General features: G+C 65.4%; 18 protein-coding genes. 10 read left to right on the top strand and 8 right to left on the bottom strand.

Going from position 1 to position 21,941, the window contains the following annotated elements:
* Positions 1-132 precede the first annotated feature (132 nt).
* Positions 133-1,113, top strand: coding sequence for a CAP domain-containing protein (locus HH212_RS09550; protein WP_229217648.1), 981 nt, complete (start codon positions 133-135; stop codon positions 1,111-1,113).
* A gap of 10 nt (positions 1,114-1,123) precedes the next feature.
* Positions 1,124-1,789: an Hpt domain-containing protein gene (locus HH212_RS09545; protein WP_170202269.1), complete on the top strand. Its 666-nt coding sequence runs from the start codon at positions 1,124-1,126 to the stop codon at positions 1,787-1,789.
* A gap of 82 nt (positions 1,790-1,871) precedes the next feature.
* Here the strand turns inward: HH212_RS09545 and HH212_RS09540 are convergent, their stop codons facing one another.
* From HH212_RS09540 to HH212_RS09530, 3 genes are all read right to left on the bottom strand, one after another.
* Positions 1,872-2,081, bottom strand: a complete 210-nt coding sequence (locus HH212_RS09540) for a hypothetical protein (protein WP_169433512.1) — start codon at positions 2,079-2,081, stop codon at positions 1,872-1,874.
* A gap of 262 nt (positions 2,082-2,343) precedes the next feature.
* Positions 2,344-2,964, bottom strand: coding sequence for a DUF1439 domain-containing protein (locus HH212_RS09535; RefSeq protein WP_170202268.1), 621 nt, complete (start codon positions 2,962-2,964; stop codon positions 2,344-2,346).
* A gap of 54 nt (positions 2,965-3,018) precedes the next feature.
* On the bottom strand, positions 3,019-3,786 hold the full coding sequence (locus tag HH212_RS09530) for an SDR family NAD(P)-dependent oxidoreductase (RefSeq protein WP_170202267.1): 768 nt from the start codon (positions 3,784-3,786) through the stop codon (positions 3,019-3,021).
* Positions 3,787-3,893: 107 nt separating this feature from the next.
* Between HH212_RS09530 and HH212_RS09525 the strand changes: the two genes are divergently transcribed.
* Entirely contained in the window at positions 3,894-4,835 is a 942-nt protein-coding gene (locus HH212_RS09525) for a LysR family transcriptional regulator (RefSeq protein ID WP_170202266.1), read from the top strand.
* Between the two features lie 2 nt (positions 4,836-4,837).
* Here the strand turns inward: HH212_RS09525 and mnmE are convergent, their stop codons facing one another.
* The 5 genes from mnmE to rpmH all read right to left on the bottom strand — a co-directional run bounded on the left by mnmE (position 4,838) and on the right by rpmH (position 9,211).
* A complete protein-coding gene (mnmE, locus tag HH212_RS09520; protein ID WP_170202265.1) occupies positions 4,838-6,217 on the bottom strand; it encodes a tRNA uridine-5-carboxymethylaminomethyl(34) synthesis GTPase MnmE in 1,380 nt (459 codons plus the stop codon).
* A gap of 404 nt (positions 6,218-6,621) precedes the next feature.
* A complete protein-coding gene (gene yidC, locus HH212_RS09515) occupies positions 6,622-8,280 on the bottom strand; it encodes a membrane protein insertase YidC (RefSeq protein ID WP_170202264.1) in 1,659 nt (552 codons plus the stop codon).
* A gap of 10 nt (positions 8,281-8,290) precedes the next feature.
* Entirely contained in the window at positions 8,291-8,608 is a 318-nt protein-coding gene (yidD, locus tag HH212_RS09510) for a membrane protein insertion efficiency factor YidD (protein WP_170202263.1), read from the bottom strand.
* Positions 8,605-9,045 (bottom strand): ribonuclease P protein component, encoded by a 441-nt coding sequence (gene rnpA, locus HH212_RS09505; protein WP_170202262.1) that lies wholly within the window; start codon positions 9,043-9,045, stop codon positions 8,605-8,607. The genes yidD and rnpA overlap by 4 nt, the downstream gene beginning before the upstream one ends.
* A gap of 31 nt (positions 9,046-9,076) precedes the next feature.
* Positions 9,077-9,211, bottom strand: a complete 135-nt coding sequence (gene rpmH / locus HH212_RS09500; RefSeq protein ID WP_010401996.1) for a 50S ribosomal protein L34 — start codon at positions 9,209-9,211, stop codon at positions 9,077-9,079.
* Positions 9,212-9,644: 433 nt separating this feature from the next.
* On the opposite strand from rpmH, the gene dnaA reads away from it, so the two are divergent.
* The 7 genes from dnaA to HH212_RS09465 all read left to right on the top strand — a co-directional run bounded on the left by dnaA (position 9,645) and on the right by HH212_RS09465 (position 21,821).
* Complete coding sequence (gene dnaA / locus HH212_RS09495) at positions 9,645-11,084, top strand: chromosomal replication initiator protein DnaA (RefSeq protein WP_170202261.1); 1,440 nt, start codon at positions 9,645-9,647, stop codon at positions 11,082-11,084.
* Between the two features lie 190 nt (positions 11,085-11,274).
* A complete protein-coding gene (gene dnaN, locus HH212_RS09490) occupies positions 11,275-12,381 on the top strand; it encodes a DNA polymerase III subunit beta (protein ID WP_170202260.1) in 1,107 nt (368 codons plus the stop codon).
* A gap of 164 nt (positions 12,382-12,545) precedes the next feature.
* On the top strand, positions 12,546-15,050 hold the full coding sequence (gene gyrB / locus HH212_RS09485) for a DNA topoisomerase (ATP-hydrolyzing) subunit B (RefSeq protein ID WP_170202259.1): 2,505 nt from the start codon (positions 12,546-12,548) through the stop codon (positions 15,048-15,050).
* 110 nt (positions 15,051-15,160) lie between these two features.
* Positions 15,161-16,642: a DUF3375 domain-containing protein gene (locus HH212_RS09480; protein ID WP_170202258.1), complete on the top strand. Its 1,482-nt coding sequence runs from the start codon at positions 15,161-15,163 to the stop codon at positions 16,640-16,642.
* Positions 16,608-17,306 (top strand): DUF4194 domain-containing protein, encoded by a 699-nt coding sequence (locus HH212_RS09475; RefSeq protein ID WP_170202257.1) that lies wholly within the window; start codon positions 16,608-16,610, stop codon positions 17,304-17,306. Before HH212_RS09480 ends, HH212_RS09475 begins: the two co-directional genes overlap by 35 nt.
* Positions 17,303-20,665, top strand: coding sequence for an ATP-binding protein (locus tag HH212_RS09470; RefSeq protein WP_170202256.1), 3,363 nt, complete (start codon positions 17,303-17,305; stop codon positions 20,663-20,665). The genes HH212_RS09475 and HH212_RS09470 overlap by 4 nt, the downstream gene beginning before the upstream one ends.
* Complete coding sequence (locus HH212_RS09465; RefSeq protein ID WP_170202255.1) at positions 20,649-21,821, top strand: DUF3322 domain-containing protein; 1,173 nt, start codon at positions 20,649-20,651, stop codon at positions 21,819-21,821. Before HH212_RS09470 ends, HH212_RS09465 begins: the two co-directional genes overlap by 17 nt.
* Positions 21,822-21,941 lie beyond the last annotated feature (120 nt).

Here is a 21,941-nt window from a genome sequence, read left to right as displayed (position 1 = left end):
AGGTGAAATATTGGCTTATTTTACATGTACTTAAGCGCGTTTCGAATTCGCTGCGCGGCGCCATCGCCGATCCGCGATTTGTCCTAGAATGGAGGCTCTTTTGCCCCGCTGGCGGCGCACGTTGGAGTGGATATGATGAGCAAGATGCATCGCACGAAGGGCATGCTCGGCGCCCTGGTCGCCGCCTGGGCGCTGGCGGCCTGCGGGGGCGGCGGCAGCGGCAACGGCACGACGTCGAGTGCCGCCAGCGCCACGCCGGCCACCGGCGTCGCCGGCACCGATGCCGCGGCGCCCGCGCTATCCGGCAACGTGGCCACCGATGGCCGCAACTGGATCAATTACCGCCGCAGCCAGATCGGCCTGCCCACGCTGGAACACAACACCATCATCGATAGCGCGGCCCAGGGCCACTCGGATTACCAGCGCATCAACAACACGGTCACCCACGACCAGCAGGCCGGCAAGCAGGGCTTCACCGGTGCGGCGCTGGCCGACCGCATGCGCGCGGCCGGCTACACCTTCACCGGGTCGAATGCCATCGGCGAGGTGATCGCCGCCAGTTCCAGGCAAAACGGCTTCACCATGGCGGAAGAACTGGTGACGGCGATCTATCACCGCTTCGTCATGTTCGAGCCGCAGTTCAAGGAAATCGGCAGCGGCGCCGCGGCGACTTCGGCCGGCTACAACTACCTGACCGCCGATTTCGCCGCCAACAACGGCCTGGGCAGCGGCCTGGCCGCCGGCGCCCTCGCCGCCTGGCCCTTCAATGGCCAGACCCAGGTGCAGGTCAATTTTCTCAGCGATTCGGAAGAACCGGATCCGGTGCCGGACCGGAACGAGGTCGGCTACCCGATCAGCCTGCAAACCAACCTGAGCAACGTCATCGCGGTACAAAGCTTCACGGTGCGCCCGCGCGGCGCCACCACCGACCTGGCGACGCGCCAGGTGGACAACCAGGTGGCGAGCAGCAATCCGCTGCAGCGGCACAACCTGTCCGCGGTCGCCATCATCCCGCTGGCGCCGCTGGCGGCGGCCACCATCTACGACGTCACCTTCATCGGTACGCTGAACGGCGCCGCGGTCGGCAAGACCTGGTCGTTCACCACCAAGTGACGTGTCCGGCATGAACGATTTGGCCGAACCGCCTGCGCAGCCCGGCGACGGTGGCGAGCATGCTGGCGGTGACGCCGGTGCGGACATCGACCATGCCGGCGCCATCGCGCGCCTGATGGGCGACGGCGCCCTGCTCGCGCGCGTGCTGGCGCGCTTCCGCAACGAGTACCGCCCGGCGGCGGCCAGGATCCGCGCTGCCCTCGATGGCGGCGACGTACCGCTGGCGCTGCGCCTGGCGCACACGCTCAAGGGTGCGGCGGGACTGATCGAGGCAGTGCCGCTGCGGCGTGCGGCGCAGGCGCTGGAACAGGTGCTGCGCGCCGATGGCGCCGATCCTTATCCGCACCTGGCGCGCTTGGAACGGGCCCTCGAGCGCGTGCTGCGCGAACTCGACGCCGTACCCGCTACCGTGCTGGAAACACAGGACGCCGCCAGGCAGGCCGCCGTGCGCATGGCGGCGCCCGCGCGGCAATTCGACGACCGGGATGTGCTGGCGCGCCTGGCCGGTTTGCTCGACGACGGCAACGGCGACGCCGTCGACCTCGTGTGCGACGCGGCGGCGGCATTGACGGCGCAATTGGGGGAGCACGGCTACCGCGAACTGGCAAGCTTGATCGATGCCTTCGACTTCGACGGCGCGCTGGCGCTGCTGAAACGGCACGGCGCGGCCGGCTGACGAAGAGCGCCGCGGCCGCACGCGATGATGGTGACCGGCGCGGCAGCCGGCGCCGCCAGCGGCAGCCGGTTGCCGGGGCCGATCAACGGGTGTATTCCGCTTCCTCGTCGAACGAATCGGCGCACGGCTTGCCGCAGAAGCGGCGCACGCTGTCGAGCGGCTTTTCGCAGTACCAGCACGAGCCCTTCGGCGGCAGGCTCTGCCGTGTCGGCGCGGCGCCTCCCGACGATGCCGCGGCGGTCGGCTCGACCGCCAGGCCCTGGCCGGGCACACTTTCCTGTATCGTTTCCAAGGCTACCCCCTTACCGGCAACACGTCAGTAACGCAGAGATTACTTCAGTGGAACACTGTGTGCATGAGAAAGCGCAAGCCCCGCTTGACCATTGCTTGCTGCCGGCCCTTCCATGCGATTCAGTGTGCACCCATTGCGTCGGCTGTGCAACGCCCTGGCCGTTACCCATCCTGCAGAAACAACAGTTGCCGGACCACCCGAATGCCGCAAATGATAGCAGCCAGGACAAGGGCCGCGCGGCGCGGGAAAATACCGTGGGGTGTCAACGCACCGGTTCGAGCGTCACGAACAGCGCCCCGGGCGCCGTCTCCAGCCGGGTCGGCACGAACTGCACGCCGGCGTAGCGCAGGTCTTCGGGGCGGAAGGTGTACACCGCCATGTCGCGCACCAGCTGGTTCACCAGCAGGTCGGCCGCGCGTCCGAGGTCGCGCGACTGGCCGGCGTCGATCCCGTTCACGTCGAAGCGGTCGACGTGGGTATCGGTGAGGAACACGGCGTTGCGCGCCGGGTCCAGCAGCAGGCGCCCCGACAGGCCCATGGTGCCGCGCCAGGACTGGCGCATGAACGGCGGCGCCACCGACACGTCCAGCGTGAGGCCGACGCGGTCGCTCTGCGGCATGATCGCCAGTTGCGGCCGGGTCAGCTGGACGTCGAACAGTTCCAGCATACGGTTGTGCAGCGGGAAGCGGCGCTCCAGGCCGGCCTGCAGGCGCGCCTGCGGCAATTCGACGCGGCGCGGCCCGACGATGCTGGCGCAGGATGCCAGCAGGCCGCCGGCCACCAGCGCCGCCACCGCACCCGCGAAGCGACGCCGCGTGACGCCCGCCGTTGCCGCCTGCTCGCGTGCCGCCTGCTCGTGTGCCGCTTGCCGTATCGTTTCCATGCGCGCCTCGCCTTGCCTGTCTAGATGGGCAGAGCGTAGCACATCGAGGCGATGTCAGAGCAGCATGCCGCCCGAGGCTTCGATGCGCTGGCCGGTGATCCAGCCGCTGCCCTCGGCCAGCAGGGCGGCCGCGGCGGCGCCGATGTCGTCCGGCAGGCCGGCGCGTCCCAGCGCCGTCTGCGCCGCCACCCAGGCATTCAGGCCGGCATCGTCGCGCACGCGCCCGCCGTTGAAATCGGTGGCGATGGCGCCCGGCGCCAGCGTGTTCACCGAAATCTTCCTGGAAGCCAGCTCGCGCGCCAGGTAGCGCGTCAGCACCTCGACCGCGCCCTTGGCCGCGGCGTACGCGCCCGCACCCGGCACCGTGAAGCGAGCCAGGCCGCTGGAAATGTTGAGGATGCGCGCACCGTCCGCCAGCAGCGGGGCCAGCGCCTGGGTCAGGAACAGCACCGGTTTGACGTGGATGGCGACCATGGCGTCGAACTGCGCCTCGGTGGTCTCCAGCAGCGGCGCGTGCAGGCCGCTGCCGGCGTTGTGGACCAGGATGTCGGCGCCGTCGCGTCCCCAGCCCTGCAGCAGCGCGTGCACCGCGGCGGCGAACGGCGCGTACGAGGCGCCGTCGGCCACGTCCAGGCGCAGCGCATGCGCCCTGGCGCCGAGCGCCTCGATGGCGGCGACGGTGTCCTGCGCCGCCGCTTCGTCGCGCTGCCAGGTGAAAACGATGTCGACACCGGTTTGCGCCAGGTGCAGCGCCATGCTGCGTCCCAGGCCGCGGCTGGCGCCGGTGATGATGGCAATACGTCGGTTGATCGCTTGGTTCATTGCAGGCTCCTCGTTGATGGAAGCCTCCAGTATATTTTTCAGCGCATCGCCAATAAACTGGCTGGAATCGAATGCACTTTGCAGGAATCACGAAGAATCCCGAGCCCATGAACGAACTCGACACCATCAAGATTTTCCTGCGCGTCGCCGAACTGGAAAGCTTCAGCGGCGCCGCGCGCCAGCTCGGCCTGCCCAACGCCACCGTGTCGGCGGCGGTGCGCCAGCTCGAGCAATTGCTGGGCACGCGCCTGCTGCAGCGGACCACCCGGCGCGTGCAGATGACCCAGGAAGGCCAAGCGTTTTACGCGCGCAGCCGCGAGCTGCTGCAGGATGTCGAGGCGCTGCGCGCCATGTTCCGCGGCGGCGGCGAAGCGCTCACCGGCCGCCTGCGGGTGGACATGTCGGTATCGATCGCCTCCAAGGTGATCTTGCCGCGCCTCGGCGAATTCATGGCCAGGCACCCGCTGCTGGCGGTCGACCTCGGCACCGCCGACCGTCGCGTCGACGTGATCCGCGAAGGCTACGACGTGGTGCTGCGCGCCGGCGCCCTGCGCGATTCCTCGCTGGTGGCGCGCCCGCTGGGCAGCTACCGCCTGGTCAACTGCGCCAGTCCGGCCTACCTGGCGCAGTACGGCACGCCGCAGTCGCTGGACGATCTCGCCGGCCACCGCGTGGTCCACTACGACGCCCAGCTGGATGGCAGCGCGCCCGGCTGGGAATGGTTCGACGGGCAGCGCACGCAGGTGGCTGCGGTGGGCGCCGCGCTCACCGTCAACGGCACCATGGCCTACGAGGCGGCCTGCCTCGCCGGCCTCGGCATCGTGCAGGCGCCGCAGGCCGGGATGCGCGAGCATTTGCGCAGCGGCGTGCTGGTGGAGGTGCTGCCGGCGTACCGGCCGGCGCCGATGCCGGTGTCGTTCGTGTATCCCACGCGGCGCCATGTGCCGGCGCGTGCGCTGGCGTTCATGGACTGGGCCGAAGGGTTGTTGGCGCCGTGGATCGCCGGCGGCGGAGAGGACGCTGCTGCCGCCCCGGCGCTGCGGCCATAAACTCACTTGCCGATGCAGAAGCGGCTGAAGATCACCCCCAGCAGATCGTCCGGCGTGAATTGCCCGGTGATGCTGGACAGCTGGTCCTGCGCCAGGCGCAGCTCTTCGGCGAACAGGTCGAGCGACTGGTCGTCCTGGGCTGCATGCTGGCCGGCCAGGTGCAAATGTTCGCGCGCCGCGCGCAGGGCAGTCAAATGACGCTCGCGCGCCAGGTACAGCGATTCGCCGGTCTGCTGCCAGCCGGCGATGCGCAGCAGTTCGGCGCGCAGCAGGTCGATGCCGATCTTTTCATGCGCGGACAGGTAGATGTGGGTCGCGTCCGGCCCCTGGTCCACCGACGGCTTGTGGCCGGACAAATCGATCTTGTTCCAGATACGCACCACCGGCACGGCCGGCGGAAACGCGGCCACGATCTCTTCGTCGGCCCTGGCCGGGCCGAGGCCGGCGTCCAGCAGGTGCAGGATCACGTCGGCCTTGCCGACCTCTCCCCAGGTGCGCTCGATGCCGATGCGCTCGACCACGTCGACGCCCTCGTCGATGGCGCGGATGCCGGCGGTGTCGACGATGTTCAGCGGGATGCCCTCGACCTGGATGGTTTCGCTGACCTTGTCGCGCGTGGTGCCGGCGATCGGCGTGACGATCGCCACGTCGGCGCCGGCCAGCGCGTTCAGCAGCGAGGACTTGCCGACGTTCGGCTGGCCGACCAACACCACGTTCAGGCCCTCGCGCAGCAGTGCGCCCTGCGCCGCCTGGCGGAACACGTGTTCCAGCGATTCGACGATGCCGGCCAGCTGGCCGCGCGCATTCGATTTTTCCAGGAAGTCGATCTCCTCTTCCGGGAAGTCGAGCGTGGCCTCGACCAGCATGCGCAGGTTGATGGTCTGCTCGACCAGCCGGTGCACCACCTGGGAAAACGCGCCCGACAGCGATTGCGAGGCGGACTTGGCCGCCGCTTCGGTGGAGGCGTCGATCAGGTCGGCCACCGCTTCGGCCTGGGCCAGGTCGAGCTTGTCGTTCAAAAAGGCGCGCCGGGTGAATTCGCCCGGCTCGGCCAGGCGCAGGTCGAGATCGACGCCGGCTTCCAGCACGCGTGCCAGCAGCATGCGCAGCACCACCGGGCCCCCGTGGCCCTGCAGCTCCAGCACGTCTTCGCCGGTGTACGAATGCGGCGCCTTGAAATACAGGGCCAGGCCTTCGTCGATGACGCTGCCGTCGGCGGCCTTGAACGGGATATAGGTGGCGTGGCGCGGGGCCAGTCGGGTATTCGGAAACAGGGCGTCGATCAGCGCCGCCAGCGACTTGCCGGACGCGCGCACGACGCCGATGCCGCCGCGGCCGGGAGCGGTGGCGATGGCGGCGATGGGGGAGGTGTCGAGTTTCATGGGTGGGATTGTAGTGGATTGCGAGCCGGGAAGAGCGAGGGGTCGGGCACGGACATGGTGAAGTCGGCAACCTGAATACGACGCGCCGCCCTTCAACGTCGTCCCCGCGCAGGCGGGGACCCATACTGAGCAACAGAATTCGTTACCATTAAAGCAACTGGAATATTTCAGAAATACCAGCTTTGGATGCTCAGCATGGGTCCCCGCCTGCGCGGGGACGACGGTCTTTAGGCCAGCACTACTATCTTGGACAGTAATGCGCCTGCGCGGGGACGACGGCTCATCTGCCGGTGGTCCCAGGCACGCTGGTGGTCTCATCTGCCGGCGGTTCAAGATACGCCAGCGATCATTAAAATAAAAAAGCCCGTGCAAGCACGGGCCTTTTCGAAGCAAGCGGACAGCGGCTACTTCGCCGGCGCGAACTTCTTGGTGATCACGTACTGCTGCGCCATCGAGATCAGGTTGTTCACCACCCAGTACAGCACCAGGCCGGCCGGGAAGAACAGGAAGATCACCGAGAACGCCAGCGGCATGAACATCATCATCTTGGCCTGCATCGGGTCGGCCGGCTGCGGGTTCAGGCGCTGCGTGATGAACATCGAGATCGCGTACAGGATCGGCAGGATGAAGAACGGGTCCTTCTGGGTCAGGTCCGGCACCCAGCCCCACGAGGCGCCGCGCATCTCGACCGCGGCCTGCAGCACCCAGTACAGCGCCAGGAACACCGGCATCTGCACCAGGATCGGCAGGCAGCCGCCCAGCGGATTGATCTTCTCGGTCTTGTACAGCGCCATGGTTTCCTGCTGCATCTTGACCGGGTCATCCTTGTAGCGCTCGCGGATCGCCTGCATCTTCGGCGTCACGGTCTTCATCTTGGCCATGCTGCGGTAGCCGGCGGCGGACAGCGGGAAGAACAGCAGCTTGATCAGGATGGTGAAGGCGATGATGGTCCAGCCCCAGTTGCCGATCATCTGGTGCAATTGATCCATGGTCCAGAAGATCGGCTTGGCGATGATGGTCGCCCAGCCGTAGTCGCGCACCAGTTCCAGGCCCGGCGTGACTTTTTCCAATGCCGTCTCTTCCTGCGGGCCCGAGTACAGGCGCGCCGCGTTCGACAAGGTGGCGCCCGGCTGGATGGTGCCCAGCGGCAGCTGCGTGTTGATGGCGAACAGGTTGTTACCGTAGCTGACGGTCTCGATCGTGCGCGGCAGCTTGTCGGCCGGGATGAAGGCCGAGACGAAGAAGTGCTGCGAGATCGCGATCCAGCCGTCGGTGGCCTTGGTCGAGTGCTCGGCGGTGTGCTTCTGGATCTTTTCGAAGGTCAGCTTCTGGTACTTGTCCTGCGAGGTGTACAGGGTCGGGCCGGTGTAGCTGCTGTTGAAATAGGTGTCGCCTTCCGGCTTGCTGCCGTCGTGCTGCAGCTGCAGGTACAGCGACGGGCTCACGGCCGTGGTGCCGACGTTCTTGACGTCGTGGCGCACGTCGATCACGTAGTCGTTGCGCTTGAACGTGAAGGTCTTGGTCAGGTGCACGCCGCCCTGCTCTGCGTCCAGCACCACCTGCACCTGGTTGTTGCCGTCCAGCGTGCGTGGTCCCGGCGCCACCGTGAACGCGGTGTTATGGTTCGGCATCAGGCCGGCCGGGCTGTTGCCGGTCAGGCCGGTCTGGGCCAGGTACACGCGGCCATTGTTGTTCTGGAACAGCACCTGGTTCTTGGTCGGATCGACCTTGTCGCGGTACTTCAGCAGTTCCAGGCGGCGGATCACGCCGCCGGCGGTGTCGATGTCGACTTTATAGACGTCGGTGGTGACGGTGACGATTTCGGTGCGCACCGGCGCCGGCGCGCCCGCGACCGGGGTTGCGCCCGGCACCGCAGCCGGCGTGGCGGCGTTCGGCAAGTCGTTGACGGCGGCCGGCTGCTGGGCCGGCGCGGTGGCGACCTTGGCCGGCTGCGTCGGCGAGAACAGCGACTGCCTACCGGTGGACACCATCCAGTCGTTCCACAGGACGACCAGCGAGATGGCGAACACGATCCACAGGATGGTACGTTTATTGATTTCCATTGGGTCTTAGTCAGGAGTGCTTGCAGGCGCAAGCGGTGGGTGATGAATGCGCGTGTCCGGCAGCGGGCGCGGCAGTGCCATCGTCCGCCGGGACGCCCTGCTCCATTGGCGCGCCGTGGCGCGGCACCGGGTCGACGCCGCCCGCGTTCCACGGATGGCAGCGGCACACGCGGCGCACGGCCAGCCAGCCGCCTCGGGCGGCGCCGTGCACCTCGACCGCTTCGATCGCGTAGTTGGAGCAGGTCGGATAGAAACGGCAGTTCTGTCCGAGCATCGGAGACACCAGTAACTGGTAACCGCGCAACAGCCAGACGAGCAGCCGGTTCATGATGGCGTGGATTCCGCTTGCGCCCCGGGCGCCGGCGATGCGCGGGCGCCGGCCGGCTTGCGCGGACGCGGCGCCTGCGACGCGAACAGGCGCGCCAGCTCGGCATGCAGCAGCTTGCGCAGGGCGGCGCCGGTGGCCGGCCCCTGCTTCGTGTTGACCGGGCGCGCCAGGCGCACGATGCAGTCGAACGCCGGCAGCGGCATGGTGCGGAACAGTTCGCGCGTGATGCGCTTGATGGTGTTGCGCGTTACCGCGCGCGGCGCGAAGCGCTTGGCCGCGACGACGCCCAGCCGCGCATGAGGCAGGGCATTCGGTCGGGTGTACAGCACGAAATGCGCGGATTTATACGCTGGCCGCAAACGAAAAACGGATGAAAACTCATCCGTTTTTACGATACGCCGAACGCGCGCGAAGTCGTGCGAACCTTCGCCTGTCATGGTTGACCGCGGCGAGTGGTGCAGACCCGGCTTAGACAGCCAGGCGCTTGCGGCCCTTGGCGCGGCGAGCGTTCAGGACGTCACGGCCACCACGGGTAGCCATACGAGCGCGGAAGCCGTGCGTACGCTTGCGACGGACGACGGAAGGTTGGTAAGTACGTTTCATGGTGGTCTCGCTTAAAGCAAATTAATATGCAAAATCGGGGCTGGGCTTCAATAAGCTCGCAAGAACCCCGCCGAACCGGTCGAAATTCTGTCGTTGAAGTCAGCATTACGCCAATGACATTTCGCAGTTGTTAAGCCAGCGTCACGCCACAGCAGAGCTTGTTCGCCAGCGGGCAGGATGTCAATCTGACAACGTGTGCTGGCGGAGAACCTTGGATTAGACCTCATTTCGCGGTTGGCTGTCAAGAAAGCTGTTGCGTCCTGTGGCCATGAGATGCAACGCCGATCCCGATAATTTGCCTGTTGAAAAGTCGCGCAAACGGTTGCGCGCCGGTGCCGGCCTGTTGAAATTCGGTGGAAAAAACGCGTGGCGCCTGTGGATAACTTGCGAGAAGACAGGTAAAATAGCGTGTTACGCTCAACTAAGTCGATGTATGGAAAACTTCTGGCAGACCTGTTCCGCACAGCTGGAACTGGAGCTGACGCCGCAGCAATATACGGCGTGGATCAAACCGCTGGTCGCCGTCGACTACGAGGACGGCAAGCTGCGCATGGCCGCGCCCAATCGTTTCAAGCTCGATTGGGTCAAGACACAATTTGCCAGCCGCATCACCGAGCTGGCTTCGCAGTATTGGGAACGCCCGGTCGACGTGCAGTTCATCCTCGATGCGTCCAAGAACAATGTACCGAAGCCGGCGGCCGCCCCTGCCCCGTCGGCGATCGCCATGCCGTCGAATGGCCCGGCGCACGCCGCCATGGGCGCCGTGGGCGTGAATGCCGCGGCCGACAAGACCGTACCAGACATGCCGGTGGTCACGCCGGACAATGTCATCGCCAACAATCCGCGCCGCGAGCAGAGCCGCGTGAATCCGGACCTGACGTTCGAGAACTTCGTTACCGGCAAGGCCAACCAGCTGGCGCGCGCCGCCGCCATCCAGGTCGCCAACAACCCGGGCGTGTCGTACAACCCGCTGTTCTTCTACGGCGGCGTGGGCTTGGGTAAAACCCACTTGATCCATGCGATCGGCAACCAGGTGATGGCCGACCAGCCGGGCGCGCGCATCCGCTACATCCACGCGGAACAGTACGTGCGCGACGTGGTGACCGCATACCAGCGAAAAGGTTTCGACGACTTCAAGCATTACTACCACTCGCTGGACATGCTGCTGATCGACGATATCCAGTTTTTTGGGGGCAAGAGCCGCACGCAGGAAGAATTCTTCTATGCATTTGAAGCGCTGATCGCGGCCAAGAAGCAGATCATCATCACGTCGGACACCTATCCGAAAGAGATCACCGGCATGGACGACCGCCTGATCTCGCGCTTCGATTCCGGCCTGACGGTGGCGATCGAGCCGCCGGAACTGGAGATGCGCGTGGCGATCCTGATGAAGAAGGCGGAATCCGAAGACGTGACCTTGTCGGACGACGTCGCCTTCTTCGTGGCCAAGCACCTGCGCTCGAACGTGCGCGAGCTGGAAGGCGCGCTGCGCAAGATCCTGGCGTACTCCCGTTTCCACGGCAAGGACATCACCATCGACGTGGTCAAGGAAGCGCTGAAGGATCTACTGTCGGTGCAGAACCGCCAGATCTCGGTCGAAAACATCCAGAAAACCGTCGCCGACTTCTTCAACATCAAGGTGGCGGACATGTATTCGAAGCGCCGTCCGGCGAATATCGCCCGCCCGCGCCAGATCGCCATGTACCTGGCAAAAGAGTTGACCCAGAAGAGCCTGCCGGAAATCGGCGAACTGTTCGGCGGCCGCGACCACACGACCGTGCTGCACGCGGTGCGCAAGATCGCCCAGGACCGTACCAAGAATGCCGAGTGCAACCACGAGCTGCACGTGCTGGAACAGACCTTGAAAGGCTGAAGGCGCGCAGCAGGTTTGCCGGGCCAGCCCGATGAAAAGCGAGGCAATGTCCCCATATAGAAGCTTGAAAAGACAGCGTTTTTTGCTTCACAGGGGATGATGTTTTCTTGCTGATTTCTGGCAAAATATTGCGCAAAGAATATCTGTCGCAATGCATCTGTATTTGTAAAACCCACTACCGAGGATATTTATGCAACTGGTCAAATCCAACCGAGATACGCTATTGCGGCCACTGCAGATCGTGAGCGGTATTGTCGAGCGTCGGCACACCATGCCGATTCTGGCCAATATCCTCATCCGCAAGGACGGCGCCAACGTGTCCTTCCTGTCCACCGACACCGAAGTGCAGATCACCACGCATGCCGACATCGGCTCGGGCGCCGACGTGACCGGCACCACCGTCGCCGCACGTAAATTGCTGGACATCTTGCGCGCGCTGCCGGAATCCGGCGACGTGACGATGACCCTGCTGAACAAGCGCCTGACCGTGCAGAGCGGCAAGTCGCGTTTCGCGCTGCAGACCCTCGCCGCGGAAGAGTTCCCGACCGTGTCGGTGGCCGACACCCACAACGCCTCGGTGACCCTGCCGCAAAAGACGCTGAAGCACCTGTTCAACATGGTGCACTTCGCGATGGCGCAGCAAGACATCCGCTATTACCTGAACGGCCTGCTGCTGGTATTGGACGGCAACAACGTGATCGCGGTCGCCACCGACGGCCACCGCCTGGCCTTTGCCCAGGTGGCGACCGAGCAGCAGTTCGAGCGCCAGGAAGTCATCATCCCGCGCAAGACCATCATCGAACTGCAGCGCTTGCTGGAAGAAAGCGACGACCCGGTACAGCTGGACATCGCCGCTTCCCAGGTAAAACTGACCTTCGCCGACATCGAACTGGTCTCGAAGCTGGTCGAGGGCAAATTCCCGGATTACACCCGTGTGATCCCGAAGGGTTACAAGAACGATTTCACGATCAGCCGCGAAGCGCTGCTGCGTTCGCTGCAACGCGCCGCGATCATGACCAGCGACAAGTTCAAGGGCGTGCGCTGCATGATCTCGCCGGGCTCGATGAAGATCAGCTCGACCAACGCCGACCAGGAAGAAGCGGTCGAAGAGCTGGAAATCGACTACGGCGGCGATTCGCTGGACATCGGTTTCAACGTGACGTACCTGCTGGACGTGCTGAACAACCTGAAGTGCGACCAGGTGAACATCTCGCTGGGCGATTCGAATTCGTCGGCGCTGATGTCGATTCCGGAAAATGGCGACTTCAAGTATGTCGTCATGCCGATGCGGATTTAAACAAGGCTGGAACGACCCCATATCGTTTTGTTGGCCGGGACCGCGGACGCCCAGTCCGCGGTCTGATTGAAGGGACCCCGAAAAACCGTCGCGAGCGGCAGCAGTTTCGGCTGGGAAGCGCAGCCGTTTCGAGGTTCCCTTACCCGTTTTTTGAGAAAGCAGTCATGTCCGAGAACACTCAAGCAGTTTTGGAAACCTCCCCTGCCAAGGCGGAAGAGTACGGCGCCGCGTCGATTCAGATCCTCGAAGGCCTGGAGGCCGTACGCAAGCGTCCGGGCATGTACATCGGCGACACGTCGGACGGCACCGGCCTGCACCACCTGGTGTTCGAGGTGCTGGACAATTCGATCGACGAAGCCCTGGCCGGCTTCTGCTCCGAAATCCATGTCACGATCCACTCCGACAATTCGATTTCGATCACCGACAACGGCCGCGGCATCCCGACCGGCATCAAGATGGACGACAAGCACGAGCCGAAGCGCTCGGCCACCGAGATCGCCCTGACCGAACTGCACGCCGGCGGCAAGTTCAACCAGAACGCCTATAAAGTGTCCGGCGGCCTGCACGGCGTCGGCGTGTCGTGCGTGAACGCGCTGTCGAAGCTGCTGCGCGTGACCGTGCGCCAGAACGGCAAGACCCACCAGCTGGAATTCTCGCGCGGCGTGCCGCTGGAACGCATCATCGAAGTCGTCGACGGCGTGGAAGTGTCGCCGATGAAGATCCTCGGCGACACCGACAAGCGCGGCACCGACGTGCACTTCTGGGCCGACGAAACCATCTTCACGACGGTCGAGTTCCACTACGAGATCTTGAGCAAGCGCATCCGCGAACTCTCGTTCCTGAACAACGGCGTCAACATCAAGCTGTCCGACCAGCGCACCGGCAAGGAAGAAGTGTTCGCCTTCGAGGGCGGCACGCGCGGCTTCGTCGAGTACATCAACAAGGCCAAGACCGTGCTGCACCCGACCGTGTTCCAGGCCACGGGCGACCGTGTATCGGAAAACGGCACGAATGTATCGGTGGACGTGTCGATGCAGTGGAACGACGCCTACAACGAGCAGGTGCTGTGCTTCACCAACAACATCCCGCAGCGCGACGGCGGCACCCACCTGACCGGCCTGCGCGCGGCGATGACGCGCGTGATCAACAAGTACATCGACGAGAACGACTTCGCCAAGAAGGCCAAGGTCGAGATCTCGGGCGACGACATGCGCGAAGGTCTCACTTGCGTGCTGTCCGTGAAAGTGCCGGAACCGAAATTCTCGTCGCAGACCAAAGACAAACTCGTGTCGTCGGAAGTGCGCGGTCCGGTCGAGGAAATCGTGGCCAAGACGCTCACCGACTTCCTCAACGAAAAGCCGAACGATGCGAAAATCATCTGCGGCAAGATCGTCGAAGCCGCGCGCGCGCGCGAAGCCGCGCGCAAGGCGCGCGACCTGACGCGCCGCAAGGGCATCATGGACGGCCTCGGCCTGTCCTCGAAACTGGCCGACTGCCAGGAACGCGACCCGGCGCTGGCCGAGCTGTACATCGTCGAGGGCGACTCGGCGGGCGGTTCCGCCAAGCAGGGCCGCGACCGCAAGTTCCAGGCGATCCTGCCGCTGCGCGGCAAGGTGCTGAACGTGGAAAAGGCGCGCTTCGAAAAGATGCTGTCGTCGGAACAGATCACGACGCTGATCGCCACGCTCGGCACCTCGATCGGCCCGGACGAGTTCAACGTCGACAAGCTGCGCTACCACCGCATCATCATCATGACCGACGCCGACGTCGACGGCGCCCACATCCGCACCCTGCTGCTGACGCTGTTCTACCGCCAGATGCCGCAGCTGGTCGAGCGCGGCCACATCTATATCGCCCAGCCGCCGCTGTACAAGGTGAAGGCCGGGCGCGACGAGCGCTACCTCAAGGATGACGTCGAGGAAGCCGCCTACATGATGCGCTTCGCGCTGAACACCGCCGCGCTGGTGCCGCAGGAAGGCGCCGAGGCGATCAGCGGCGACGCCCTGGGCGCGCTGGTGCAGCAGTACAACCTGGCCAACGCCATCATGATGCGCCTGAGCCGCGTGATCGACCGCGCCGCCCTGTCCGCCATCATGACCGGCGTGACGCTCGATTTGTCGACCCAGGACGCTGCCGAGCAATCGGCGCGCGCGCTGGCCGAGGCCATCGGCGACGCCAGCGTGAAGGTGGGTGTACGTTCGGACGAACTGTCCGACAAGCACGCGCTGCGCATCGAGCGCATCCACCACGGCAACGTGCAGGTGACCTCGATCGATGCCGACTTCGTGGCCGGCGCCGACTACGCCACGCTGGCGAACTCGGCGGCGACCTTCCAGGGCCTGATGGGCGACGGCGCCCTGGTGCGCCGTGGCGAGGGCGAGCGCATGAAGGAATTTGCGGTGCGCGACTTCCACGGGGCCATGAACTGGCTGCGCGAGGAGGCAGAGCGCGGCGTGTCCAAGCAGCGCTACAAAGGGCTGGGCGAGATGAATCCGGAGCAGTTGTGGGAGACCACGATGGATCCGACGGTGCGTCGCTTGCTGAAGGTGCAGATCGAGGATGCGATTGCGGCGGACCAGATCTTTACCACGCTGATGGGGGATGAGGTGGAACCGAGAAGGAATTTCATCGAGTCGAATGCGCTGCAGGCGGGGAATATCGACGTTTGATCGGCCCATCTCTGAGGTAAACCAAGGCCAGCCCGTGAGGCTGGCTTTTTATTGTGGCCAAGCCATCCGCCCTGCCTACGCTACAATCACGCCCTCCACCGCCACTCCCAATGAAAGCCGACAAACCCCTCGCCATCTACCGCCAACTGCGCACCCAGCCCCTGTGGCGCTTGCTGGCCGCGGATACGGGACCGACCGTGCTGGCGTTGCTGCAGACCCACCTGTACGAGGACGAGCGCAGCCTGCCCGCCTCCATCCTGCATGAGCGGATCGAACGCGATCTCGAACAGTTGCGCAATCGCGGCGAGGACTGGCCGCAAACCGCCCAACTGTACGTGGCGCGCTGGCTCGGCGAGGGTTACCTGGAACGCCGCTTTCCACCCGGTTCCAAGGAAGAGGAATACGAACTCGCCACGTCCACGGTCGATGCGATCCGTTACGTGGCCGGCCTGACGCGTCCGCACAACGCCGCCACCGAAAGCCGGCTGAGCTTGGTGATCGGCGCACTCGCCAAGCTGGCGGACGATACCGACGCCGACAAGGACCGGCGCATCGCGCGCCTGCGTGCCGAACAGGAACGGATCGAGCGCGACATCGCTGCCATCGAACGCGGTACGGCCCAGTTGCTGTCCGAAACTGCGGCCCTCGAGCGTACCCGCGAAATCATCGCGCTGGCGGACAGCCTGGCCAGCGATTTCCGGCGCGTGCGCGACCAGTTCGAGCAGCTGAACCGCGACCTGCGCGAACGCATCATGGACAACGACGGCAGCCGCGGCGAGGTGCTCGATGCGCTGTTCGCCGGCATCGACGTGATTTCCGAAAGCGATGCCGGCCGCACGTTTGCCGCGTTCTGGCGCCTGCTCACCGATCCGGTCCAGTCGGCGTCGCTCGACGATGCACTGGACCAGCTGATGTCGCGCGAGTACGTGTCTGCGCTGGACGCGGCCGAACGCCGCTTCTTGCTGCGCCTGACGCGCACCCTGCTCGACCAGGGCGGCATGGTGCACGACGTGCTGCAATCGTTCGCGCGCAGCCTGAAGCACTTCGTGCAGAGCCGCGAATTCATGGAGCAACGCCGCTTGACGCAGCTGCTGCGCAAGGCGCAACGCGCCGCCCTGGCCCTGAAGGACGAAGTCAAGGTGACCGAGATGCTGGAATACACGCTGCCGCTCACCAGCAGCAAGCTGGCCTCGCTGTCGCAATGGGTCTTGCACGATCCCGCCCTGCAGGCGCTGCCGGGGACGATGGCCGAAGGCGAGGCCGCGCCGCTCGACCTGGCGATGATCGGCGAACTGGTGGCACAATCCGAGATCGATTTCCGTTCGCTCCAAGCCGATGTAGACAGCGTGCTGGAAACGCATTCTCAAGCATCGATCGGCGAGGTCTTGCTGGCCTTTCCAGCCAGCCAGGGCCTCGGCAGCGTGCTGGGCCTGCTTGCATTGGGCGCGCGCCATGGCATCGTGGGAGAACGCCACGAAACCATCGCCTGGACCGGCGGCGACGATGTCGTGCGCCAGGCGCGCATCCCGCTCATCTATTTTTTGAGGAATCAGCAGCATGACCCTGCCCGAGTCGATCCAGGGCGCGCCTGACACGTCCGCTGCCGTCGGTGAAGACCTGCCGGCCGGCGCGCTGTTCGTCAACGATACCGGCGAATTGCCGCTCGATACCCGGCGTGTGCTGGTGCAATTGCTGTCCGGCCCATCGCTGGAGGGCCGCCGTCATCCGCGCCTGTGGCCGGTCCTGCTGCGCGACGAGCAAGTCGTCCGCCGCCGCCTCGCCGAACTGTTTCTCGAACTGGTGCTGGACCGCGACCTGCAAGTGGCGTTTACCAGCCAGGTGGCGGCGGAAGAGCTGGACATCCCGATCCTGCTGCGGCGCGCGCAACTGACGTTCATCGATTCGGTGCTGCTGCTGTTCCTGCGCCAGCGCCTGACCCAGGCCGATTCGCACGGCGAGCGCGCCGTGATCGCGCGCGATGAAGTGCTCGAGAACCTGATGCTGTACGAACGCGCCGCCAGCACCGACAAGGCCGGGTTCGGCAAGCGCGTGAATGCGTCCATCGAAAAGCTCAAGAAGCACAACATCCTGCAAAAGCTGCGCGCCAGCGACGACCGCTTCGAGATTGCGCCGACGCTCAAGCTGCTGTTTTCGGCCGAGGAAATCATTTCCCTGACCGCGCTGTACGAACGCATGGCGGCCGGCGAACTGCCGGACCTGGCGCGCCAGCCTGTCGACGACGAGGACGACACATGAACACGCCGATGCCGGGCAGCGCCCAACAGTTCCGCATGACCCGCCTGCAAGTGTTCAACTGGGGCACCTTCGGCGGACTGCATGACATCCCTGTCAGCGAACGCGGTTTCCTGATCGTCGGACGCTCGGGCGCCGGCAAGTCAACCCTGCTCGATGCCTTGTCGGCGCTGCTGGTGCCGCCGCGCTGGCTCGACTTCAACGCGGCGGCGCGCGAAGCGACGCGCGCCGGCCGCGACCGCAGCCTGGTCAGCTACGTGCGCGGCGCCTGGACCGCCCAGACCGACGCCGCTTCCGGCGAATCCGCAGTGCGCTACCTGCGCAGCGGCACCACCTGGACGGCGTTGGCCCTGCAGTACGCGAACGGCCTGGGACAGCAGGTGGCGCTGGTGCAGCTGTTCTGGGTACGCGGCAACGCCAACGCCAACCGCGACGTCAAACCCTATTTCCTCGTGCTCGAACGCGATTTCGACCTGCGCGAACTGCAGGATTTCGCCGGCACCAACTTCGACGTGCGCAAGCTGAAGCAGGCGCTGCCGGATGCATTCGCGCGCGACGAATTCCTGCCGTACCGCGAGCGCTTTTGCCGCCTGCTCGGCATCGACAGCGAGATGGCCCTGCGCCTGCTGCACAAGACGCAATCGGCCAAGAACGTCGGCGACCTGAATGCCTTCTTGCGCGACTTCATGCTGGACAAGCCGGAAACCTTCGAGGTGGCGGACCGCCTGGTGAATGAATTCGGCGCGTTGAACGCCGCCCACCAGGCGGTGGTCACCGCGCGCGAACAGGTGCAGGTACTGGCGCCGGCACGCAGCCGCCACCAAAAGATGGAAACGCTGGCGGCACAGCACAGCGCCCTGCAGGAGCTGGTGGCAGGCATGCACAGCTACCGCGAGCGCTTGCGCATGACGCTACTGGCCGAGCACATCGACGCGCTCGGCATCGCCCTGGAAGGCATGGCCGGCAACGTCCGGCGCCACCAGGACGTGCTCGCCAACCGCAGCGCCGCCTTGGCCGACCTGCAACGCCAGCGCCGCGAAGCGGGCGGAGAACAGATCGAGTTCTTCGAGAAGGAACGGCAGACACTGGAAACCCAGCGCGACGAGCGTATGCGCAAGCGCACCCAGGCCATCGATGCCTGCAAGACGCTGGGCTGGGATTTCCGCCCGAATCCGCAGGGATTCGCCGAGCTGATCGGCATGGCGCGCCAGGAGATCGACGACTGGCAAAACGAGGATCGCCAGCAGGACGCCATCCTGGCACTGGACCGCGAGTTGACCGCCGTCGCCGGGCGCCGCGCCGGCATCGACCGCGAAGTGCTCTCCCTGCGCCGCCAACCGTCGAACATTCCGGCGCCCATGCTGGCGCTGCGGCGCGAGATCGCCGACGCGGTCGGCGTGGCGGAAGCGGCACTCCCCTTCGTGGGCGAACTGATCGAGGTGAAACCGGGCGAAGCGGCATGGCGCGGCGCCATCGAACGCGTGCTGCACGGCTTTGCCTTGTCGATCCTGGTGCATGAAGACCAGTACGCTGCCGTGTCCAGCCACGTCAACCAGACCGATCTCGGACGCAAGCTGGTGTACTACCGCACCGTGCGCGCCGAGCAGCCGGCGCGGCCGCTGCAGGCGCAGTCGCTGGTGCTCAAGCTGCAGGTGAAGGAAGGCGGCCTGGGCGGGTGGCTGCAAATCGAATTGCGGCAGCGCTTCGACTACGATTGCGTCGATTCGCTGCGTGCCTTCCGTGCGGCGCATGAACGCGCACTGACGCGCGAGGGGCAGATCAAGCACAACCGCGCACGCCACGAAAAGGACGACCGCAGCAACGTCGACGCGCGCCAGCACTGGGTGCTCGGTTTCGACAACCGCGAGAAGCTGGCCTTGTACGAACAGGAAGCGAGGCAACTGCAGCAGCAGGAAGAGCAGCTGCGTACGCAACTGGCCGGCTTGCGCGGCCAGCGCCTGGCGCAGGCCGGCCGGCTGCTGCAATGCCAGACCCTGGTCAACCTGCAATGGCAGGAAGTCGACGTGCTGCCGTCGGCCGAACGCATCGCCGTCATCCAGCGCCAGCTCGACGCGCTCCGCAACGGCAACACCGACCTCCAGCGCATCGACGAGCGCCTGCGCCAGCAGGACGAGCTGGTGCAGGGAGCGCGCACGGCGCTCAACGAAGAACTGGTGGAGCAGCGTGCGCAGCAAAAACTGTGCGCCGAACAGCAAGCCCAGCTGGCCGCGCTGCAGCAGGACCCCGGCATCGTGCCGCTGACGCCGCACCAGCAGGCCGGCCTGGATGGGCGCTATGCGGCATGGAGCGAACGCGTGCGCCTCAAGGAAGTGGACAATGCCGACCGCGCGGTCGGCAAAACCCTGCAAGACGAGCTGCGGGCGATCGATACCGAACTGGCGCAAAGCGAAAAATACGTGGAAGCGCAGTTCGCCATCTTCGTCAACACCTGGCGTGCCGATACCGAGGGCCTGGATCCGCGCATGGCCGCGGCAACGGATTTCTTCCGCAAGCTGGCGCGCCTGGAGTCGGACGGCTTGCCTGCGCACGAGCAGCGCTTCTTCGATCTGCTGAAGAACCAGAGCCACCAGAACCTGGCAGCCCTGTCGAGTTACCTGAACGATGCGCGCAAGGCGATCCTGGCGCGCATGGACCTGGTCAACGAAAGCCTGCGCCAGGTGCCCTTCAACAGCAGCGAGCAGCAGCGCACTTACCTGTACATCCAGCCCAAGGACCGCCAGCTACCGGAAGTCCGCCAGTTCAAACAGGACATCGTCGGTGTGCTGAGCCATGCCTGGATCGACGATCGCGCATTCGCCGAGACCCGCTTCATCGACCTGCGCCGCCTGGTGAACCGCCTCGCCTCGCAGGAGCCGGAACATCGGCGCTGGCGCGACGCGGTACTGGACGTGCGCCAGCACGTGGAATTCATCGGCAAGGAGTTCGACGAGGCCGGCCAGGAAGTGCAGGTGCATCAGAGCGGTGCCGGGTTGTCCGGCGGCCAGCGCCAGAAGCTGGCGACGACGGTGCTGGCCGCCGCCTTGCGCTACCAGCTCGGCGGCAGCGACAACGGCGTTCCACGCTATGCGCCGGTGGTGCTCGACGAAGCCTTCGACAAGGCGGACAACGAGTTCACCGCGCTGGCCATGAACATCTTCGCCAATTTCGGGTTCCAGATGATCGTCGCCACGCCGCTCAAATCGGTGATGACGCTGGAACCCTTCATCGGCGGTGCATGCTTCGTCGATATCCGTGAACGCAAGGCATCGAGCGTCTTGCTGATCGAGTACGACGATGAACGCCAGCGCTTGAAACTGAGCGACCGGCTGCAGACGGGAGACCTGCTTGAAACTGCCGGATGACGTGCGCGACTGGTTGCGGCGCCGTTTCGACAGCCGCCACCGCGACTGGCTGGCCGACCTGGCAGGCGATGCCGCCTGGCCGCTGGACATTGCCCTGGGCATCCCCAGCGAGCAGGCGGCGATCGCGCGCCTGGATGCGACCCGCGCCTGGGTCGCTGCCTGGCAAGGCTGGCATGGCGCCGGCGAACTGCAATGGACGCAGCGACGCTGGCGCACGCTGGGCACGCAACGCTTGCCCGAACTGCTGCGCCTCGACAGCCCGCGCCAGGTCGCCGATTGGCTCGGCGAGGGCGAGCGCTGGGAACGCGCCGCCCGCCGCCAGGCTCTGCTGGAGCAGCGCTGGCCGGTGCTGAAGCGGCGCTTGGGCCGCCTGTTCGCCGCCCTTGCCACCTACACGGACGCCGATGTCGACCGGCTGGTCGCCACCCTCGCCTGGATCGAGCGGCACCCCGATTCCAACCTGTATCTGCGCCAGCTCCCGATCCCCGGGCTGGACACCAAATGGGTGGAGGCACGCAAGGGGGTGCTGGCGGAACTGCTCGGCCACATCCTCGCCCGGCCGGACGACACCGAAGACTTTCATGCGCTGTGCGGCTTGCGGCGCCCGTCTTCGCTGGTGCGGATGCGCGTCCTCGATCCGGCACTGCGCGCCCGCCTGGGCGGCATCGGCGACATGGCCGTGCCGGCAGATGAACTGGCGCGACTGACGATCGCGCCCAGGCACGTCGTCGTGGTCGAAAACCTGCAGACAGGATTGGCCCTGGGCGACCTGCCCGATACCGTCGCCTTCATGGGACTGGGCTATGGCGTCGACGTGCTTGCGGGCCTGCCTTGGGTACGCGACGCCGACTGCATCTATTGGGGTGACATCGACACCCATGGATTGGCGATCCTGGGCAGATTACGGTCGCATTTGCCTGCGGTGCGCTCGGTTCTCATGGACGAAGCCACCCTGCTGGCGCATCGGGCGTTCTGGACGCAGGAAACCAGCCAGCATGCTGCGCAGGATCCATCGCATCTTCTGCCGCTGGAACGGGCACTGTACCAGGCCCTCAAGGGCCATGCGCTGGGTCCGTCCGTACGCCTGGAACAGGAGCGCATTGGATGGACGACAGCATGGGATGCGCTGTTACGCATTCACGCACAGGTTCCATGAGTGTCGAGTCCCGTCCGATCATCGACACGTTGAACGAATAACGCCGGCCGCTTCTGCTGCCATTGCTTGAGCGCGAGGACAAATTTTTTTACTGCCAATGGCGCGCTGCGGAAGCCATTT

The sequence above is a fragment of the Massilia forsythiae genome (assembly GCF_012849555.1).
GTDB lineage: Bacteria > Pseudomonadota > Gammaproteobacteria > Burkholderiales > Burkholderiaceae_D > Telluria > Telluria forsythiae.
Note: the sequence above shows the minus strand (reverse complement) of the source record. Positions and strands in the feature narration are given on the sequence as shown.

Excerpts from the sequence above, each read along its gene's own strand:
- HH212_RS09550 (WP_229217648.1), top strand. The coding sequence starts at position 133 with ATGATGAGCAAGATGCATCGCACGAAGGGCATGCTCGGCGCCCTGGTC.
- HH212_RS09545 (WP_170202269.1), top strand. The coding sequence starts at position 1,124 with ATGAACGATTTGGCCGAACCGCCTGCGCAGCCCGGCGACGGTGGCGAG.
- HH212_RS09535 (WP_170202268.1), bottom strand. The coding sequence starts at position 2,964 with ATGGAAACGATACGGCAAGCGGCACACGAGCAGGCGGCACGCGAGCAG.
- HH212_RS09530 (WP_170202267.1), bottom strand. The coding sequence starts at position 3,786 with ATGAACCAAGCGATCAACCGACGTATTGCCATCATCACCGGCGCCAGC.
- HH212_RS09525 (WP_170202266.1), top strand. The coding sequence starts at position 3,894 with ATGAACGAACTCGACACCATCAAGATTTTCCTGCGCGTCGCCGAACTG.
- mnmE (WP_170202265.1), bottom strand. The coding sequence starts at position 6,217 with ATGAAACTCGACACCTCCCCCATCGCCGCCATCGCCACCGCTCCCGGC.
- yidC (WP_170202264.1), bottom strand. The coding sequence starts at position 8,280 with ATGGAAATCAATAAACGTACCATCCTGTGGATCGTGTTCGCCATCTCG.
- yidD (WP_170202263.1), bottom strand. The coding sequence starts at position 8,608 with ATGAACCGGCTGCTCGTCTGGCTGTTGCGCGGTTACCAGTTACTGGTG.
- rnpA (WP_170202262.1), bottom strand. The coding sequence starts at position 9,045 with ATGACAGGCGAAGGTTCGCACGACTTCGCGCGCGTTCGGCGTATCGTA.
- rpmH (WP_010401996.1), bottom strand. The coding sequence starts at position 9,211 with ATGAAACGTACTTACCAACCTTCCGTCGTCCGTCGCAAGCGTACGCAC.
- dnaA (WP_170202261.1), top strand. The coding sequence starts at position 9,645 with ATGGAAAACTTCTGGCAGACCTGTTCCGCACAGCTGGAACTGGAGCTG.
- dnaN (WP_170202260.1), top strand. The coding sequence starts at position 11,275 with ATGCAACTGGTCAAATCCAACCGAGATACGCTATTGCGGCCACTGCAG.
- gyrB (WP_170202259.1), top strand. The coding sequence starts at position 12,546 with ATGTCCGAGAACACTCAAGCAGTTTTGGAAACCTCCCCTGCCAAGGCG.
- HH212_RS09480 (WP_170202258.1), top strand. The coding sequence starts at position 15,161 with ATGAAAGCCGACAAACCCCTCGCCATCTACCGCCAACTGCGCACCCAG.
- HH212_RS09475 (WP_170202257.1), top strand. The coding sequence starts at position 16,608 with ATGACCCTGCCCGAGTCGATCCAGGGCGCGCCTGACACGTCCGCTGCC.
- HH212_RS09470 (WP_170202256.1), top strand. The coding sequence starts at position 17,303 with ATGAACACGCCGATGCCGGGCAGCGCCCAACAGTTCCGCATGACCCGC.